The organism is Mesorhizobium sp. WSM1386 (assembly GCF_055901595.1).
In genome coordinates, this window is the sequence record NZ_CM148373.1 from 1,563,990 (window position 1) to 1,582,058 (window position 18,069).

The window sequence follows — 18,069 nt, forward strand, 5'->3', positions numbered from 1 at the left end:
GGGGAAGCGTTAACCATTTTTGTTTACGCAAAAGAAACGAAAAGCGAACACGTGCTGCAACGCTGGGGCCATGATGGCTGACGAACGAACCGCGCGCCCGGTTTCCGGCGAAATAATGACCGATCCCCCGGCAATTGCCGCGGCGGACCGGTTCATGCGCGGTCCAGCGGCCGACGTCGTCGATGCCGATTATGTGGTGATGTCGCGGCCCCCGGTCGAAAGCGTCCCACCGCCGCCGCGCGCGATCGTCACGCCGCCCATCGAGGGCATGGATATGCTGCGCAAGCCCGAGGCGCCGGTGGAACGGCCGCCAGCCTCGCGCGGCGGGCCAATCTTCTGGATCGCCGGCATTGCCGCTGCCCTTGCCGCCTTCTGGGTCTCCGGCGGGCACGCGCTGGTGCGCCAGGCGTCGTTTGTCTCCGGTGGGCAAACATCGGCGCTGACGATTTCAGGCGTCACCTCTCGCGTCGACGCCTCCGGACCCAATCCCGTGCTGTTCGTCGATGGCGAGGCCGCCAATGACGGCGCGAAGCCGGCACAGCTGCCGCCGCTCGAGATCCGGGTGACCGGCAATGATGGGTGCACGACCCGCTATACGTTGGGGACATCCGGCCATTCGCTGGCGTCGGGAGAAAGATTTGGCTTTGCCAGCCGGCTCGACGTGCCTAAGAACGGCGTAAGGACCGTTTTGGTCACTTTTGCGCAGTAGGCGATCACCGGGGAAGACGAGCAATGCCCATCGTACGCGACAAGGACATCGAGGTCCTATTTTCGGCGTCGGCGATTGCACGGCGCAATCTTGAGCTGGCCAAGGAGATCGCCGAGCACGACTATCACGATCTCCTGGTGATTTCGGTGCTGAAGGGGTCGTTCATCTTCGCCGCCGATCTGATCCGCGCCATGCACGATGTCGGCCTGTCGCCCGAGGTCGAGTTCATCTTCATCTCCAGCTATGGCGCCGGCACCAGCAGCGGCGAGGTAAGGGTGCTGCGCGACATCGACAATGAGGTCGCCGGCCGCGACGTGCTGTTGATCGACGACATCCTCGAATCAGGCAAGACGCTGAGCTTCACCCGTGACCTGATGCTGTCGCGTGGCGCGAAAAGCTGTTCCATCGCCGTGCTGCTCGACAAACGCATGCGCCGCCAGACCGCGCTCAATGCCGACTATGTCGGCTTCGACTGCCCGGATTATTTCGTCGTCGGCTATGGTATGGACGTAGCACATGCTTTTCGCGAATTGCCGTTCGTGGGTGTTGTGAAAGGCGATGCGTAAGGCCTTTGCCTCGCCCTGGCGATTCTGAAAAAGGCCTTAACGGCGTCCAAGAAAATTAGCCCGCCGGCCAGCCGGGACTTTCAGGAAAAGTCAACGTTTGGCCGCCAAATATGCCGGCCATGGCAAAGCTTCTGATCGTCGAGGACGATGAATCCGTCCGCACCCTCGCCGCCCGCGCGCTCGAACGCGCCGGCCACACAATCGATATCGCCGCTGATGGCGCGCAAGGGCTTTCGCTGATCCGCGCCGCGAATGGCGGCTACGACCTCGTGGTCTCCGATATCCGCATGCCGGAGATGGACGGCATCGAGATGGCGATCGCGGCGGCCGCGCATTTCCCGGCGATGAAGATCCTGCTGATGACCGGTTATGCCGACCAGCGCGAGCGCGCCGAGGAGTTGAACGGCATCATCCTCGATGTCGTGCAAAAGCCCTTCACGCTGGCTGAAATCCGCTCCCGGGTCGAACGGGCGCTGATCTGCTTCGCCTGATCAGGCTGGGTCGGTGGCAGCCAACGCAGCTGCCGGGCTCTTGCGCAATCCGCTGTTGAGCGCCAGCAGGCCGGCGCCAATGATCAGGGCCGCACCGATGACGGTCGTCGACCGCGGCACTTCGGCGAAGAACAGAAAACCCCACAGCGGCGACCACAGGATGCCGGTGTATTCGAAGGTGGCGACGCGGTTGGCCGGCGCCAGCCGGTAGCCCTGCGACAACAGGATCATGCCGGCCGAAGCGACGAAACCGCAGGCCGCCATCTTGAGGAAATCCGCCAGCGTCGGCCATATCCACGGCCGCACCAGGAATTCCAGGCTCGGGTGGACGGCGTGGGTGATGCCGGCAGAGTGGAACGAGCCGGCGACCATGGCAGCACCGAGGAGATAGGCGCCGTTCTGATAGAAGGCCATGACGGTGGACGATTCGGTATCGCCGATCTTGCGGGCCATCAACTGCGAGAAGCCGTAGAGCGTCGCCGAGCCCAGCGACAGCAGTGCCGCCCAGTCGAACAGGCCGGCGCCAGGGCGCACCATGACGACGACGCCAAGCAGCCCGATCAGCACGGTCGCCAGCGTGCGCCAGGAGACGCGCTCGCCAAGATACGGCCCGGCCAGCGCCATGATGAACAATGGCGCCATGAAGTAGAGCGCCACGGCATCGGCCAGCGGCAGGGCGGCGATGGCCAAATAGTACATCGTGTAGGAGGTGAACTGGATGAAGGCGCGTATCGTCAGCAGGCCGAACCGCCGCGACAGGATTGCCCGCAGGCCGACATCGGCGTGGACGAGAAGGATCAGGATCGGCAAGGCGACGATCGAGCGGATCGCCATCACCTCGGTCACCGGGTAGCCGCTCGACACCGCCTTGACGAGCGGATCCTGCAGCGAGAAGACCAGCACGCCGAGGCACAGGCTCAGGATGCCGCGCACCATCCTATTTTGCATCCGCGTTCAGGCTCCCGCGCGTATGATCGGAGGCCCCCGCCTGCAGATCAAAAAGAACCCGCCACCTTTTCGGGCAGCGGGCACGAGTGAGGACTCTTGATTGGTCCGCGGCTGATTCCGCAGCCGCATATCCAATGGGTGAGGCGACTATCGTCCGGTGTTTGACATGTTGCAAACGAATTGGAATGATATCAGCGATCAAATTTTCTTATGGCGGATTCCATGCGGCCGACCCTCGACAGCGATCTCCTGCGCACCTTCGTGGCCATTGCCGATGCCGGCAATTTCACCAAGGCGGCGGAGTTGGCCGGCCGCACCCAGTCGGCCGTGTCGATGCAGATGAAGAGGCTCGAAAGCCTGGTCGGCGACAGCCTGTTCGAGCGCGGTTCGCGCGGCGTCGCACTGACGCGGCGCGGCGGCGAACTCATCGTCAACGCCCGCCGCATCGTCGCGCTGCTCGAGGAAACGGCGGCGTCGATGACGGCCGCGCCGCTCGGCGGGCCGGTGCGCATCGGCATTCCGGAGGAGTATGGCCACGCCATCCTGTCGCGGGCGCTCGGCGCGTTTTCGAAGCGCCACGCACAGGTCGAGGTCACCGTGCGCTATGCCCATTCCTGGGCGCAGATGGCGTCGCTCGCAGCCGGCGAACTCGATCTGTGCGTGGTGTTCGAATGGCAGGATGCTTCCGGCGGAGAAGTGCTGATGCACGATCCGACCGTGTGGGTGACATCGACCCTGCATCACATGCATGAGGAGCGTCCGGTGCCGATCGCGCTCTACAACCGGGCCGGCTGGTGCAAGGATTTCGCCATCAAATCGCTGGAGCAGCGTGGCCTTGCCTATCGCGTCGCCTATACCAGCGACACCAATGGCGGCCTGAAGCTTGCCGTCACCTCGGGGCTGGCGATCGCGCCGATTTCGCGCAGCAACATTCCGGACGGCTGCCGTGAGCTGACGTCGGCCGACGGGTTCGGCGACATCGATTCCTCCAATGTGGTGATGCATCGCAACCCGAATGCATCAGGCGAGGCGATCGACGGCATGCAAGAGGCGATCCGCGAAGCGTTCGTCAACAGGCAAGCCCAGCCTGCCGTTGCATAAAGCAGCCGGTTGCTCCGGCTGTCCTATTTCAATTCCAGCAGCCGTTCGAGATAGCTGCGCTCGACATCGGGGCTGAGCGCATTGCCGAGCCGCTTGCGGATCGCTTCCAGGATCTGGCGCGCGCGCTGGACGTCGATTTCGTCGGGCACCTTCACCGAGTCGCCGAAATCCGGCCCCTTGCTGGCGCGTGGCCTGCCAAGCGGGTCGCGGTCGGCATTCTGCTGGCGGCCGCCTTGCTCGCTGCCGCCCTGGTCGCCCTGCATGGCCTGCATCTGTTTCATCATGTCCTTGGCGCCCTTGCGCAGCGCCTCCAGCGCCCGGCCCTGGTGGCCGACGGCTTCGTCGCCCTGGCCCTCGCCGAGCGCCTGCTCGGCGTTGCCCATGGACTTGCCGGCCTCGCCAAATCCTTCGTTGGGCTCCATGCCCATGCCTTCGAGGCCCTTCTTCAGCTTGTCGAGATCGCTTTTCAGCTGGCCCTGGCCTTCCTGCAGCTGCTTCAGCGCATCGGCGAATTCCTGTGGCGTCATCGGCTTCTGCCTGGCGAGCGGGTCGCGATCCTCGCCAACGCCCGGCTTGTCCTGGTCCTCGCCGCTGCCCTGGCCAAGCTGCTCGTCGCGGTTCTGTCCGCGCTGGCGTTCGCCGCGCTGCATCTGGTCCATGCGGAAGGTGTCGTTCATCATCTCCTGCTGGCGCCGCAGGATTTCGCCGAGCTTGTCCATCTGCTGGCGCATCTCGCTGTCCTGCTGGCCGCCCTGCTGCTGACGGCCGGCCTGGAGGTTGTTCATCATGTCCTGCAGCTGCGACAGCAATTGCTGCGCCTTGTCGCGATCGCCCGACTTCGCCAGGTTCTCGATCTGGTCCATCATGCGGTCGATGTCGCTCTGGCGCAGCTCCTGGCCATTCTGCTGCATCTGCGGTGCATTCGGGTTCTGCTTGGCGCGTTCGGCGAATTCCTGCAGGAACTGGTTCATCGCCTCGCGCAGTTCCTTCATCGCCTTTTCGATTTCCTGGTCGCTGGCGCCGTTCTTGATGGCGTCCTGCAACGCCTGTTGCGCCTGGCGCAGCCGCTTTTCGGCGGCAGAGAGGTTGCCCTCCTCGATGCCGAGCGCGATTTCCCAGAGATAGGCGACCTCGCTGCGCAGCTGATCGTCGCTTTCGGCCAGCTTCAGCCGGCTGCGCGCGCTCATGATGGCGAGGTAGTGGGACATGTTGTCGAACGTGTCTTCCGGCCGCAGCGTGATGGCGTCCATCAGGTCGAGCACGCGCGGCTTGGCATTGGCGTCGAGCGCCAGCAGCCGGCGCTGTTCGATCACCGCCCGGGCGAGCGGGTTGGAGAACGGCCGTTCGGGCATCACCAGCGTCTTGGTCTCGCTCGACGCGGTGTGCCCGGCGTCGTCGGTGGCGACGAGCGTCAGCTTGATGCTGCTGCCGGCCCAGACGTGCTCTGTCAGGTCCTTCGAGGTCTTGGCCGCATTCGACTTGCCGCCGCGGCGCGGCAGCGTCAGCGGCATCTCGGGCGGGCCGTAGAGCGGGCGTGCACCCGGCGCCTGCGGGTCGGCCAGCGTGAACACCGCCTTGGCGTTGGCGGCACCGTAATCGTCGTCGATCTGGTAGTTGAGCTCGAAAGCGCCGTTGGCGGCGCGCTTGGGCTCGCCGACGAAGCGGATCTGCGGCGGCTTGTCGGGCACGACGGCGAAGGCCCAGCGGCCGAGCTGATCCTCACCCGACTTCAGCGTCAGCGTGCCGTCGCCGGTCAGCTTGCCGATGAACTGGCGTATCTTCGAAGGCGAGGAGGATGGCGCTGGGGTTGCTGCCGGCTTGGCCGAGGCAGCCTGCTGGCTGGACGGGTCGATGGCGCGGGCGTTGCCGTCCTTGTCGGCATAGGCGAGCGTTTCCTCGCCCGAGCCTCCGGTGACGCGCAAGGAGACCTCGCTACCCTCGGGGACATGAAACGTCGGCATAGCCTGGTTGGCGTCGGCGGTCAGGAAGATCGGCGGCTTGCCGGTATAGGCCGGCGGCGTCACCCAGGCATCGATACGCGGCGGCACGATGTCGTATGTGCCATGGGCGATGAACCCATCGCTTAGCCGGCCGCCCGTCGGCCCGAAGGAGAAGGCAAAGGCGGTGACGAGCAGAAGTGCCGCCACGGCGCGCAGCCCCCAAGGATCGCGCTCCGGCACGCGAGTGCGCGGCAAATCGGCGCCGAGGCTGTCGAGCTTTGCGGCCATGCGCTTCTGATGCTCGCGCCAGAGCGCCTGGGAGAAGCTGCTTTCCCGGCCGCTTGGCCGGTCGGCCTGTGTCAGCACGGGGCTGTGCAGCAGGCTGTTGGCGGCCTCGATGCGGCGATCGATCTCGGCAGCACCTGGCACGCGGAAGAAGCGCAGCGGATAGAGGGCGGCGAGCCCGGCGACGCCGAAGGCGGCGACAAGGCCGATGCGCAGCGTATCCGGCAGCCGGGAGAAAATGCCGAACCAGGAGGCGCTGAGGAACAGGGTGGCGAGGATGACGAGCGGGAGCAGCAGCGGCCAGCCACGCTCGACCACCATCGAGACCCGTGTCGCCAGCCGGCTCAAGGCGAGGCGCCCGGCCAAGCCGTGGTCGTTGCTGAAGGTGGGTCGTTGCGTCATCGGCCCTTCCAGGGGACGGGCAAAATAGCCCAAGCCTCACGACTCGAAGAATACCAGCAAACACGGCAAAGGCGAGGCAGTTTGAAAAAACGTGAAGCCGGCCGAAATGGTTGCAATCAAAAATTGGCGGGGTTTGCGTTGGCGCCGCAGACCAGCACGGCGACGCGTTCTCCCGATGCCGGCGCGTAGCGGCCGGACAGGATCGCGGCGAAAGCGGCGGCACCTCCCGGCTCGGAGATGATGCGCACGCTGTTCCACAGCGCTTTCTGCGCCGCGATGATGTCGTCGTCGCTGACCAGGATGGAGCGTTCGACGAAGGCTTCGGCGATCGGGAACATCATTTCGCCGACGCGCTTTGGCGCCAGCGAATCGGCGGCGATGCCTTCCGTCGGCGCGTCGACGGGGTGACCCGCCTCGAAGGCGCGGTGAAGTGTCGGCGCGCCTTCCGGCTCGACGGCGACGATGCGGATGCGGCCTGCATACCAGGCGGCGATGCCGCCGATCAGGCCGCCGCCGCCGACCGCGACCAGCAGCGTGTCGATCTCGGGCAGGTCGCTCTCGATCTCCAGCCCGAGCGTGCCCTGGCCGACCAGCGTCTCTTCCTGATTGAAGGCGTGGATCTGCAGAGCGCCGGTTTCCTCGGCGAAACGTTCGCTGGCGGCCAGCGCTTCGGCATAGCGGGCGCCGCCGACGACCAGTTCGGCGCCATAGGAGCGAATACGCTCCAGCTTGGCCTGTGGGCTGACTTCGGGAACGAAGATGGTCGCCTTGTGCCCAAGCCGCATGGCGGCGTAGGCGACGGCGGCGCCATGATTGCCGCCCGACGCGGCGACGACGCCAGCCTCGGGGACCTGGCGTTCGAGAAGATTGGTAAAGGCGCCGCGTGCCTTGAACGAGCCGGAATGCTGCAGGCATTCAAGCTTGAGGTCGACCGCCAGCGGCGGCCGGTCGAAGTCGGCCATATCGACGCGCAGCACCGGCGTGCGCCTGATATAGGGGCGAATGCGCGGCTCCATCGCGGCGATGCGTTCGCGTGTGACGGTGTTGCCTTGCGGCATGGCGATCTCCTCGGGATTGACTGTAATTAGTAACTTGGCAAAATAGCTAAATGCAAGAGGTTGATATCTTCAAGGCGATTGCCAACGAGCGCAGGCTGCAAATCCTCGACTGGTTGAAGGATCCGCGCGCGCATTTCCCGGCCCAGGCAGACGGCGATCTTGTCGAGGACGGCGTTTGCGCGCTGCTGATCGCGGAGAAGCTCGGCATTACGCAAGCGACGCTCTCCGAGCATATGCGCGTGCTTACCCATGCCGGTCTGCTGCGCACCAAGCGCATCAAGCAATGGACGTTTTATCGGCGTGACGAAGACAGGATCGCCGATACAAGGGCGCTCATCCAGAACCGGCTATAGCTCGACAGGCGGTGCGGCTTCTAGAGCAATTCCAGGAAAAGTGTGCGCGGTTTTCCGTACGGAATTGCGTCAAAACAAGGAGACAGAGCGGCTCGCCGTTTCGGTGAAACGGTGAAACGCTCTATGCCAGCCAATCGGGCACCGAATCCAGCCCGATCAAATCGTCATAGGTCAGACGCGGACGCACGACGTGGAAACGGTCGCCATCGACCAGCACCTCAGGCACCAGAAGACGCGTGTTGTAGGTGCCGGCCTGCACCGCGCCATAGGCGCCGGCCGTGGAAACCGCTACCAGATCGCCGGCCTTCAGCCTGGGCAGGTCGCGGTCGAGCCCGATATAATCGCCGGTCTCGCAGACCGGCCCGACCACATCGACCATCATGCGCGGCGTGTCGGCCGGCGGCTGGACGACCGGCCTGATGTCGTGGAAGGCATCGTAGAGCGTCGGCCGGATCAGGTCGTTCATGGCGGCATCGACGACCAGAAAATTCTTGGCGTCGCCTTCCTTCACGAAGATCACCTCCGAGACGAGGACGCCGGCATTCCCGACGATCAGCCGGCCCGGTTCGAACATCACCTTGAGGCCAAGCTTGGTGACATGCTTCCTGACGATCTGGGCATAGGCATCGGGCAGCGGAGGCGGGTTGTTGTCGACGCGGTAGGGAATGCCGAGGCCGCCGCCGACATCGATATGCTCGATGGCGTGGCCGTCGTCGCGCAGTGCACCGACCAGATCGACAAGCAGCGCGAAAGCATCGTCGAAGGGCTGCAATTCGGTGATCTGGCTGCCGATGTGGGTGTCGATGCCGGTGACCTTGATGCCCGGCAATTCGGCAGCGCGGGCATAGACCTGACGCGCCCGCTGCCACGGAATGCCGAACTTGTTCTCCGCCTTGCCGGTGGAGATCTTCTTGTGGGTCCTGGCGTCGACATCGGGATTGATGCGCAACGAGATCGGCGCCACCTTGCCGAGAGCCACGGCGCGGGAGGACAGGAGTTCGAGTTCCGGCTCGGATTCGACATTGAAGCAAAGGATGCCGGCGGTGAGCGCAAAATCCATTTCACGCGCCGTCTTGCCGACGCCTGAGAACAGGATCTTGCCGGCCGGGATGCCGGCGGCCAGTGCCCGGCGCAACTCGCCTTCCGACACCACGTCGGCGCCGGCGCCGAGCCTCGCCAGCGTCCGCAGCACCGCCTGGTTGGAATTCGCCTTCATGGCATAGCAGACCAGCGCGTCGAGCCCGGCAAAGGCCTGGGCGAATACGCGGTAGTGCCTGGTCAGCGTGGCCGTCGAATAGCAATAGAACGGCGTGCCGACCTCCGCGGCGATATCTGGTATCGCCACGTCCTCGGCATGCAGCACGCCGTCGCGGTAATCGAAATGGTTCACGAGAGTGTTTTCCGGAAAGTTGGGGCACTGTGAGATCAGGTTTGGAAGACCAAACCCGCTCTCTTCGGCTCTAGATCAGCGGGTCGAGGAAGAACTTCTTGTCCTTGACCGGTTTTTCCGGCTCCGGCGGCACGGGCTGCTTGGCCTTCTCGGCATCCTTGCGGGCCTGCACGGCCGCCTCGTAGGGTGTATCGAGACCGGCCCTGCGGCCGCAGGCCGTCACCGCGGCGACCGCCACCAGAAGCGTCAGCGTCACCAAAATCCTGCTTCCGGTCATCGATCCATCCGTCCGAAACGTTTGCCAGCCGCCGCTTTTAGCCGAGTTCTCGGCGCATTGCACCCCGGATATTGTTGTTCGCAATATCCTGATATTGCCGATCGCAATGTCGGCATATTGCCGATCGCAATATCCGGGTATTACGCCTTTGCGATGCGCTTTTTCCAGGCGCGGATCTGCTTCCTCACCTCCGATGGCGCCGTGCCGCCGAAACTGGTGCGGCTCTTGATCGAGTTCTGCACCGCCAGCACCGAAAAAATATCCGAGGTGATGCCGGGGTTGATCGACTGCAGATCCTCCAGCGAAAGCTTCTCCAGCCCGACCTTCCTCTCCTCGGCCAGCGCCACCGCGCGGCCGGTGACGTGATGCGCCTCGCGGAACGGCAGTCCGAGCGTGCGCACCAGCCAGTCCGCAAGGTCGGTGGCGGTGGCGTGCCCGGAGCCGGCGGCTTTCTTCATCGCCATGGCGTTGACCGTCATGTCCGAGACCATGCCGGTCATCGCGGCGAGCATCAGGTCGAGCGTCTCGGCGGCATCGAAGACCGATTCCTTGTCTTCCTGCATATCCTTGCCATAGGTCAAAGGCATGCCTTTCATTACCGTCAGCAGGCCGACCAGATGGCCGTTGACGCGGCCCGTCTTGCCGCGCACCAGTTCGGCGGCGTCGGGGTTCTTCTTCTGCGGCATGATCGAGGAGCCGGTGGAAAACGAGTCCGACAGCCTGACGAAGCCGAACTGCGGCGTCGACCAGATGATGATCTCCTCGGCGAGCCGCGACAGATGCGTGGCGCAGATCGCCGCCATCGCCAGGAACTCCAGCGCGAAATCGCGGTCCGAAACGCTGTCCAGCGAATTGCGCATCGGCTCGCGGAAGCCGAGCGCCCTGGCGGTCTGGTGGCGGTCGATCGGGAAGCTGGTGCCGGCCAGGGCGGCAGCACCCAGCGGGCTCTCGTCCATCCGTTCGATGGCGTCGCGCACGCGCGACAGATCGCGCCCGAACATCTCGACATAGGCCATGCAGTGGTGACCGAAGGTCACCGGCTGCGCCGCCTGCATATGGGTAAAGCCCGGCATCACGGTCGCCGCGTGTTCCTCGGCGCGTTCCAGCAGCGCCCCGATCAGGCCCTTCAATGCTTCGGCGACGCGAAAGCACTCGTCCTTGACCCAGAGCCTCAGGTCGACCGCCACCTGGTCGTTGCGCGAGCGGGCGGTGTGCAGCCGGCCTGCCGCCGGACCGATGAGGTCGGCGAGGCGAGCCTCGATATTCATGTGGATGTCTTCCAACCGGGTCGAAAACTCGAAGCTGCCGGCCTCGATCTCTTTCAGGATCGTGTTCAGGCCGTGAGCGATTTTTTCTTGATCGGCCGCCGAAATAATGCCCGTTTGCGCCAGCATCTCGCTATGGGCGATCGAGCCTCTGATGTCCTGCGCATAGAGTTTGCGGTCGAACGAGATCGATGCGTTGATCGCTTCCATGATCGCGGCCGGACCCGAGGCAAATCGTCCGCCCCACATCTGGTTGCTGGTCTTCTTGTCGCTCATCGCTATAAAACCCGTGCTTCGGAGCAGTTTTGAGAAAATGGCAGACGGAAACAGATTTTTCCCGGCCCCGCGCCTGATCCTCGCCGCCCTGGTGGCGGGAGTGCTGGCCGGCGCGGTCGCGGTATATGTCAGCGAGAGCCGGTCTGGCAACAACGCCGCGCCGCAAGCGGCCGCCGACGACGGCAAGGACGACGTCGCCTGCGCCGCCAAGAGCGACCGTGCCAAGAAGGTCGCCGCCGCTGCCACCGGCGAGGTTGCGGCGCTGTTGCCGGCCGATCCGCCGCAATCCATGAAGCGCCTCGCGTTCAACGGGCCGGACGGCAAGCCGATGACGATCGCCGACCATGCCGGCAAGACGGTGCTGCTGAATCTGTGGGCGACATGGTGCGCGCCTTGCCGTGCCGAAATGCCGGCGCTCGATGCCCTGCAGAAGGAAAAAGGCAGCGACGCCTTTCAGGTGGTCGCCGTCAATGTCGATACAGGCGACGATGTGAAGCCGAAGAAATTCCTCAAGGATACCGGTGTCGAGACGCTCAGCTACTACCGCGATTCGACGATGGCGCTGTTCAACGACCTCAAGTCGCGCGGTCTGGCGCTCGGCCTTCCCGTCACCATGCTGATCGACGGCGATGGCTGCCTGATCGCCCATATGAACGGGCCGGCCGAGTGGTCGGGTCCTGATGCCAAACGGCTGATCGAGACGGCACTCGGATCGTGACGCCAACAGAATTCGGCTTCAAGCGACCGCTTTACGCCGAACGCACGTTTGGCTTGAGCAATAGGAGGCTGCCACCCTGGCGGTCGGCGCGCAGCGACGCGCGCTTGCCGAGGCCGGTCAGGTCGTCGAATGCCTCGATCGGCGCCGGTTTGCCGAGATAATAGCCCTGGCCGATCTCACAGGCCTCGGCGTCCAGGAACTTCAACTCGCCAAGCGTCTCGACGCCCTCCGCCAGGACCGGCAGGCCAAGGCCGCGCCCCAGCCCCAGCACGGCGCGCACGATCGCCGCGACCTGGCCGTTGGTGTCCACCGCCTTGATGAAGGAAGAATCGATCTTGATCTTGTCGAAGGGGAAGGCGCGCAGGTTGGAGAGGGAGGAATAGCCGGTTCCGAAATCGTCCATGGCCACGCGCACGCCAAGCGCCTTGACCTGCCGCAGGGTTGCCAGGGCGCGCGGCATGTCCTTCACCAGCGCGGTTTCGGTGATCTCGAGTTCCAGCCTTGTCGCTGCAAGGCCTGTCTTCAGCAAGGTCTCATGGACCCTGCGGCTGAAATTGGGATTGTGGAGCTGTACGGCGGAGACGTTGACGGCGACCATGAGCGGGTTTTCCCAGCGGACGGCCTCCTCGCAGGCAGCCTCGAGTACCCAGTCGCCGATCTGCCCGATGGCGCCGCTGTCCTCGGCCACCGGGATGAATATGGCGGGTGAGACCTCGCCACGCTCGGGATGGCGCCAGCGGATCAGGGCTTCGAAGCCAACCATCCTGCCGCTGCTGATCTCCTTCTGCGGCTGATAGACGAGATAGAATTCGCCACGCGCCACGGCCTGGCGCAATTCGTGCTCCATCACACGCTTGTCGCGGGCCTCGGCACCCATCGACGCCTCGAAATAGCGATAGGTGTCCCTGCCTTCGGTCTTGGCGCGATAGAGTGCCGTGTCGGCATGGCTGATCAGGCTGGTCTGGTCATCGGCATCGAGCGGATAGATCGCTATGCCGATGCTGGCCGAGACCAGACCGCCGCCGACGGCTGCCCGGTTTTCCTCGCGCATGGCGGCGAGCACTGCGCCCGCGATGCGGCCCGCCGCCTGCGGGTCGGGCAGGTTGGGGGCGATGATGGCGAATTCGTCGCCGCCGAGGCGCGCCAGCATTTGCCCGGGACGCAGAACGCCGGCAGCGCAGCTTGCCACCCTCTGCAGCATCGCATCGCCGGCGCCGTGTCCATAGAGGTCGTTCACCTCCTTGAAGCGGTCGAGGTCGAGCAGCAGGAGTGCAAGATGCCTGCCCTTGACGTCTGCGCCGGTGTTCCCGATGCGGTTCATGGACGCGATTTCCGCGTCGAGACGGCCGGAAAAGGAGCGGCGATTGGCAAGTCCCGTCAAGGGGTCGAAATGGGCGAGGCGAAGGATCTCCTGCTCCGCCTTTTTGCGTTCGCGGATGTCGCGGACGGCAATGACATTGTGGGGCTTGCCGCAATAATCGATGCTTCGGGCGATCAGCTCGACGGGAATTCGCGTTCCGTCGCGGTTTTTCAACTCCGCCTCTCGCGGCTGGCCCTCCAGGCTGGCCGTGCCGGATACGGCGTGTTCGTCGAAGAGACCGTCCAGCTCCGTGCCGTTCAGCATTGCGGCCACCGTGCCGGTCAGCTTGCCCATGCTGTCATTGGCGCTGACGATGCGGTTGCCGTCGCAGACGATCAGGCCCTCCACGGCGGCGTTGGCCAGGCCGTGCATGCGGTCTACCTCGAGCTTCTGGCGGCGAAAGCGCAGATCGATCAACAGCGCCGATGCCGACAACACCAGGATCACCAGCGTGGCGGCAGCGGCCGCGAAAGCCTGCGAGGTCGGCTCGATGGTGTATTCGGATATGACGATCGAGGAATCGGGAAAGATCGAGACCGCGCCCATGCCGATGAAATGCAAGATGCAGATCGCCAGCGTCAGCAGCAGCGCGCCGACCGATGTCGCCGACAGAGAGGGGCGGCGCAGAACGGTACGCAGCGCCAGCGCCGCGAGCGCCACGCCGGAGAGCAGGGAAGCGGCGACAAGCAGCAGGTTCCATTCGATCCGGCCCTGGACCTCGAATGCCGCCATGCCGATGTAATGCATGGCGGCGATACCGCCGCCCAGGATGGCGCCGCCGACGAGATGATGGTCGAACTCGTCCCGCAAGGTGGCGATCCACATGCCGGCCGCCGTCAGTGCGACCGAGGCAGCGAGCGAGAGCACGGAGAGCTCCGGATCGTAGGCGCTCGGTATGCCCGGCGTGAAGGCAAGCATGGCGATGAAATGCGTTGCCCAGATACCGAAGCCGGTCGAGGTCGCCGCGATCATCAGCCAGACCAGACGGTTCCGGTCGGTCGAGCGACTGATGTGGTGAAGCAGGTTGACGGCGGAGAAACAGGAAATACCGCAGATCAGCGCGGCGAGTGCGACCAGTCTCAGATCGTGCTGGTTCACGATACAATTATAGACCGTCAACATCTTATTTCCCCCAACCCCTTGGAAATAAAACCGGAGATATGACTGATTAATGCTTGGCCGTTGAAGGATCTATGAAGACGCCTGCAACCACAGCGTGCTCCACGGACGTAGCCGCGCCGCGGCAACGGGATATTCCGGCCGAAGCCAGCTATTTCAGGCGAACGGTCACTGCCAGGGCTTCATGCACATGGCCTGCCTGTCGCACATGGCCTGCCTGTTGGCGACGGGTACATGCGTCAGCTTCCGCACCAGCATTTCATCATCCCTTTAGCCGGTTAATCATGACGGCCCTTGACGGTCTTTACGTCCTCGACAGCCGCCCTAGCTACCTAGGGCGCCGGTGTGACGTTTTCATGCCGGGGCAACCGCCGAGGGGGAGGAAAGACTGGCTGTCCACAGGCCCGAGAGGCCACAACAGAACTGTCACATACCTTCTCTAAGAGAGCGGGCAAGGATTTGCGCAAGACCCTTGTCAACAGCCATTCAAGAGGGAAGAAATCATGACCATCTTCAAGCGGGGCCTCGCTGCCCTTGCCGCTGGCGCGCTCGGCAGCGCGCTGGCGGTTCCTGCCTTCGCGGAGCCGGTGAAATTCGACTTCTGGTTCGGCCTTTCGGGCGACCTCGCCCGCGTCGTCGACACGATGTGCAAGAACTTCAACGAATCGCAGAAGGACTATGAAGTCGTCTGCACCAGCCAGGGCAATTACGACGCCACGCTTCAGAACACCATCGCCGCATTCCGGGCCGGCAAACAGCCCACCGTCGTCCAGGTCTATGACGTCGGCACCGCCACCATGATGCTGTCGGGCGCCTACAAGCCCGCCGACAAGTTGATGGAAGAGAATGGCTACAAGATCGACTACGCGGACTATTTCCCCGGCATCGCGCGCTACTACGCGACGTCGAAAGGCGAGATGCTGTCCTTCCCGTTCAATTCCTCGACCGCGCTGATGTACTGGAACAAGGACGCCTTCGCCAAGATCGGCAAGACCGAAGCACCGAAGACCTGGGAAGACGTCGGCGCCGACCTTCAGGCCATGAAGGACGCCGGCTATGAATGCCCGATGGCGATCAACATCTCGGCCAACGAAAGCTGGCAGTTGATGGAACAGTTCTCGGCGATCCACAACCAGCCGATCGCCACCAAGAACAACGGCTATGACGGCCTCGACGCCCGTCTCGAAGTCAACAAGACCAAGTTCGTCCAATATGTCACCGATCTCAAGAAGTGGTATGATTCCGGCCTGATCAAGATCAAGTCGAAGGATCTTGGGCAGGACATGGTCCAGGCCTTCGCTTCCGGCACCTGCCAGGTCATCCTGACCTCGGTCGGCGACCACGGCACCGTCGGCAGGACCCAAAAGGAAGGCATGAACTGGGATGTCGCCGAACTGCCGGTCTATGCCGGCACCGAGCGCAAGAATTCGCTCGTCGGCGGCGCTTCGCTTTGGGTTCTCTCGGGCAAGTCGGATGCGGAATACAAGGGCGCGGCGGCGTTCCTCAACTTCATCCACGATCCGAAGACGGCGCTGTTCTGGTCGACCAACACCGGCTACATCCCGGTGACCAAGTCGGGCTTCGATTACATGAAGGGCCAGGGGTTCTACGACAAGGCGCCCTATAAGGGGCGTGAGGTCGCGATCGCCAGTTTGATCGCGTCCGAGCCGACCGAGATCACCCGCGGTATCCGCCTGGGCAATTTCACTCAGATCCGAGCCGAGTTCGGCACGCAGATGCAGGCGATCTTCGCCAACAAGGTCAGTGTCCAGGAAGGTCTCGACACGCTGGTCAAGAATGGCGACGCCATCCTCGACCGCTTTCAGCAGACCTATCCGGGCAAGACCTTGCCCTGATCGCGACGAACTCATGGCCGCCCGCGGACGCTTCCAGGCTTGACCTCCCGTTTCGGGATCACGCTTGGGTCGACGGGCGGCCATTTCGTTATTAATCTCACTTTTGCTTTGAGCTAGCTGTCTAGCGGCGCCGGCGGACCGATGGAAAAACGCGTTACTTTCAGCAGATGGACGATCGGTATCCTCTTCGCGGTGCCGCAGTTGCTGCTGATCTTCACGTTCTTCTACTGGCCGGCAGGCCAGGCCGTATACTGGTCGCTGACGCTGCAGCAGCCCTGGGGCGGTGGCAATATCTGGGTCGGGCTCGATAATTTCCGCTCGATCCTGTCCAATGCCGACTATTGGAACTCGATCACCGCCAGCCTGGTCTTTGCCGGGATCAGCACCGGCCTGGCGATGTTCATCGCGCTCGTGCTCGCTGCGCTGACCGATCGGCAACTCACCGGCTCGCGCTTCTATCGCGTGGTGCTGATCTGGCCGTACGGCATCGCCGCGCCGGCACTGGCGCTGGCATTCCGCTTCATTCTGGCGCCGGAGGCGGGGTTCCTTTCCGTCATCAACCGGATGTGGCCGGGGATCTGGGATCCGGGTCTCGATGGCGCGGATGCCATGGCGTCGATCATCGTCGCCTTCTCCTGGAAATATGTCGGCTACAACTTCATTTTCTTCCTGGCCGCGTTCCAGGCCATCCCGCGTTCGCTGATCGAGGCGGCGGCGATGGACGGCTCCGGTGTCATCAGGCGGTTCTGGGATATTCAGTTCCCGCTGATCACGCCGACGATCTTTTTCCTGCTGGTCATCAACATCACCGAGAGTTTTCAGGATTCGTTCGGCATCGTCGACATCATGACCGCCGGCGGCCCGGCGAACGCGACCAACCTGATGGTCTACAAGATCTATTCCGACGGCTTCAAAGGCCTCGATTATTCAGGCGCGGCCGCGCAGAGCATCATCCTGATGCTGCTCATCATCGTGCTCACCATCTTCCAGTTCCGCTTCATCGAGCGGCGCGTACACTACGGGTGAGGATGACATGGTCGAGCGCACCCCATTCCTCAATTTCTTCACGCATCTGATCCTGTTCATAGGCTTTGTCTTCTGCGTCGCGCCGTTCTTGATCGTCGCTATCGCGGCATCGCACAATCTGAAAGACGTCAACGACGTGCCGATGTCGCTGCTGCCGGGCAGCGACTTCTGGGTCAACATCAAGACAGCGTGGGTGACGGCGGATCTCGGCCCCAAGCTACTGAACAGCTTCATCGTCGCCGGCGGCGTCGCGGCGGGCAAAGTGATCATTTCAGCGCTCACCGCCTTCTCGATCGTCTATTTCCGCTTTCCCGGCCGGATGTTCATCTTCTGGCTGATCTTCGTGACGCTGATGCTGCCGCTGGAAGTGCGCATCGTGCCGACCTACGCGGTCGTCGCCAACGTGCTGTCGCCCTATCAGACCATCCTCGACGTGACAGGCTTGAGTTGGCTGATCGAGAAGGTGTCGGGGGTGCAGGTCTCGCTCAGCCTTGGGTTGCTCAATTCCTACCCCGGACTGATCCTGCCGCTGGTCGCCACCGCCACCGGCACGTTCCTCTATCGGCAGTTCTTCCTGACCGTGCCGGACGAGCTGACCGAGGCCGCGCGCATGGACGGCGCCGGGCCGCTACGCTTCTTCATCGATGTCCTTCTACCGCTGTTGCGCAACAACATGGCGGCACTTGGCACCATCATGTTCCTGTGGGCGTGGAACCAGTATCTGTGGCCGCTGCTCATCACAACCGACCAGTCGCATGCGATGGCAGTGACCGAGTTGAAGCAACTCATTCCCAATGTCGGCGGCACTCCGGAATGGCACATCGCCATGGCCGGCACGCTGATCATCATGCTGCCGCCGCTGGCCGTCGTGGTGCTCATGCAACGTTGGATCGTGCGCGGCCTGATCGCCACCGAAAAATAAGGAGACA

16 protein-coding genes are annotated in these 18,069 nt (G+C 63.6%); 9 read left to right on the forward strand and 7 right to left on the reverse strand.

Going from position 1 to position 18,069, the window contains the following annotated elements:
* Positions 1-70 precede the first annotated feature (70 nt).
* From AC0NIH_RS07675 to AC0NIH_RS07685, 3 genes are all read left to right on the forward strand, one after another.
* The gene (locus tag AC0NIH_RS07675; RefSeq protein ID WP_352707124.1) at positions 71-709 is read left to right on the forward strand and encodes a hypothetical protein; all 639 of its coding nucleotides are present in this window, start codon (positions 71-73) and stop codon (positions 707-709) included.
* Positions 710-732: 23 nt separating this feature from the next.
* Positions 733-1,275 carry a hypoxanthine phosphoribosyltransferase gene (gene hpt / locus AC0NIH_RS07680; protein WP_023776768.1) on the forward strand — a complete coding sequence of 181 codons (543 nt, stop codon included), beginning with the start codon at positions 733-735 and terminating at the stop codon, positions 1,273-1,275.
* Between the two features lie 119 nt (positions 1,276-1,394).
* Complete coding sequence (locus AC0NIH_RS07685; RefSeq protein WP_473463580.1) at positions 1,395-1,766, forward strand: response regulator; 372 nt, start codon at positions 1,395-1,397, stop codon at positions 1,764-1,766.
* Here AC0NIH_RS07685 and AC0NIH_RS07690 read toward each other — a convergent pair whose 3' ends face one another.
* On the reverse strand, positions 1,767-2,714 hold the full coding sequence (locus tag AC0NIH_RS07690; protein WP_352707134.1) for a DMT family transporter: 948 nt from the start codon (positions 2,712-2,714) through the stop codon (positions 1,767-1,769).
* Positions 2,715-2,936: 222 nt separating this feature from the next.
* Here AC0NIH_RS07690 and AC0NIH_RS07695 point away from each other — a divergent pair, with 222 nt between their 5' ends.
* Positions 2,937-3,815: a LysR family transcriptional regulator gene (locus AC0NIH_RS07695; protein WP_287271336.1), complete on the forward strand. Its 879-nt coding sequence runs from the start codon at positions 2,937-2,939 to the stop codon at positions 3,813-3,815.
* Between the two features lie 23 nt (positions 3,816-3,838).
* Here the strand turns inward: AC0NIH_RS07695 and AC0NIH_RS07700 are convergent, their stop codons facing one another.
* Both AC0NIH_RS07700 and AC0NIH_RS07705 read right to left on the reverse strand, forming a co-directional pair.
* Positions 3,839-6,442: a TIGR02302 family protein gene (locus AC0NIH_RS07700; RefSeq protein WP_287271335.1), complete on the reverse strand. Its 2,604-nt coding sequence runs from the start codon at positions 6,440-6,442 to the stop codon at positions 3,839-3,841.
* A 116-nt stretch (positions 6,443-6,558) separates the two neighbouring features.
* Positions 6,559-7,500, reverse strand: a complete 942-nt coding sequence (locus AC0NIH_RS07705; RefSeq protein ID WP_287271334.1) for a threonine/serine dehydratase — start codon at positions 7,498-7,500, stop codon at positions 6,559-6,561.
* Between the two features lie 50 nt (positions 7,501-7,550).
* Between AC0NIH_RS07705 and AC0NIH_RS07710 the strand changes: the two genes are divergently transcribed.
* The gene (locus AC0NIH_RS07710) at positions 7,551-7,853 is read left to right on the forward strand and encodes an ArsR/SmtB family transcription factor (protein ID WP_023763885.1); all 303 of its coding nucleotides are present in this window, start codon (positions 7,551-7,553) and stop codon (positions 7,851-7,853) included.
* Between the two features lie 121 nt (positions 7,854-7,974).
* Here AC0NIH_RS07710 and lysA read toward each other — a convergent pair whose 3' ends face one another.
* The 3 genes from lysA to argH all read right to left on the reverse strand — a co-directional run bounded on the left by lysA (position 7,975) and on the right by argH (position 11,061).
* On the reverse strand, positions 7,975-9,243 hold the full coding sequence (gene lysA, locus AC0NIH_RS07715; protein ID WP_473463584.1) for a diaminopimelate decarboxylase: 1,269 nt from the start codon (positions 9,241-9,243) through the stop codon (positions 7,975-7,977).
* A gap of 70 nt (positions 9,244-9,313) precedes the next feature.
* On the reverse strand, positions 9,314-9,520 hold the full coding sequence (locus tag AC0NIH_RS07720) for a hypothetical protein (protein WP_013892818.1): 207 nt from the start codon (positions 9,518-9,520) through the stop codon (positions 9,314-9,316).
* Positions 9,521-9,660: 140 nt separating this feature from the next.
* Complete coding sequence (argH, locus tag AC0NIH_RS07725; RefSeq protein ID WP_473463588.1) at positions 9,661-11,061, reverse strand: argininosuccinate lyase; 1,401 nt, start codon at positions 11,059-11,061, stop codon at positions 9,661-9,663.
* Positions 11,062-11,098: 37 nt separating this feature from the next.
* Here argH and tlpA point away from each other — a divergent pair, with 37 nt between their 5' ends.
* The gene (gene tlpA / locus AC0NIH_RS07730) at positions 11,099-11,779 is read left to right on the forward strand and encodes a thiol:disulfide interchange protein TlpA (RefSeq protein ID WP_473463590.1); all 681 of its coding nucleotides are present in this window, start codon (positions 11,099-11,101) and stop codon (positions 11,777-11,779) included.
* A gap of 31 nt (positions 11,780-11,810) precedes the next feature.
* Here tlpA and AC0NIH_RS07735 read toward each other — a convergent pair whose 3' ends face one another.
* Positions 11,811-14,261 (reverse strand): bifunctional diguanylate cyclase/phosphodiesterase, encoded by a 2,451-nt coding sequence (locus tag AC0NIH_RS07735; protein ID WP_473463593.1) that lies wholly within the window; start codon positions 14,259-14,261, stop codon positions 11,811-11,813.
* 500 nt (positions 14,262-14,761) lie between these two features.
* Between AC0NIH_RS07735 and AC0NIH_RS07740 the strand changes: the two genes are divergently transcribed.
* The 3 genes from AC0NIH_RS07740 (at position 14,762) to AC0NIH_RS07750 (ending at position 18,062) form a co-directional block, all read left to right on the forward strand.
* Complete coding sequence (locus tag AC0NIH_RS07740; RefSeq protein WP_473463596.1) at positions 14,762-16,114, forward strand: extracellular solute-binding protein; 1,353 nt, start codon at positions 14,762-14,764, stop codon at positions 16,112-16,114.
* Between the two features lie 141 nt (positions 16,115-16,255).
* Positions 16,256-17,140 carry a carbohydrate ABC transporter permease gene (locus AC0NIH_RS07745; RefSeq protein ID WP_352707188.1) on the forward strand — a complete coding sequence of 295 codons (885 nt, stop codon included), beginning with the start codon at positions 16,256-16,258 and terminating at the stop codon, positions 17,138-17,140.
* Between the two features lie 7 nt (positions 17,141-17,147).
* On the forward strand, positions 17,148-18,062 hold the full coding sequence (locus AC0NIH_RS07750) for an ABC transporter permease subunit (protein WP_473463598.1): 915 nt from the start codon (positions 17,148-17,150) through the stop codon (positions 18,060-18,062).
* Positions 18,063-18,069 lie beyond the last annotated feature (7 nt).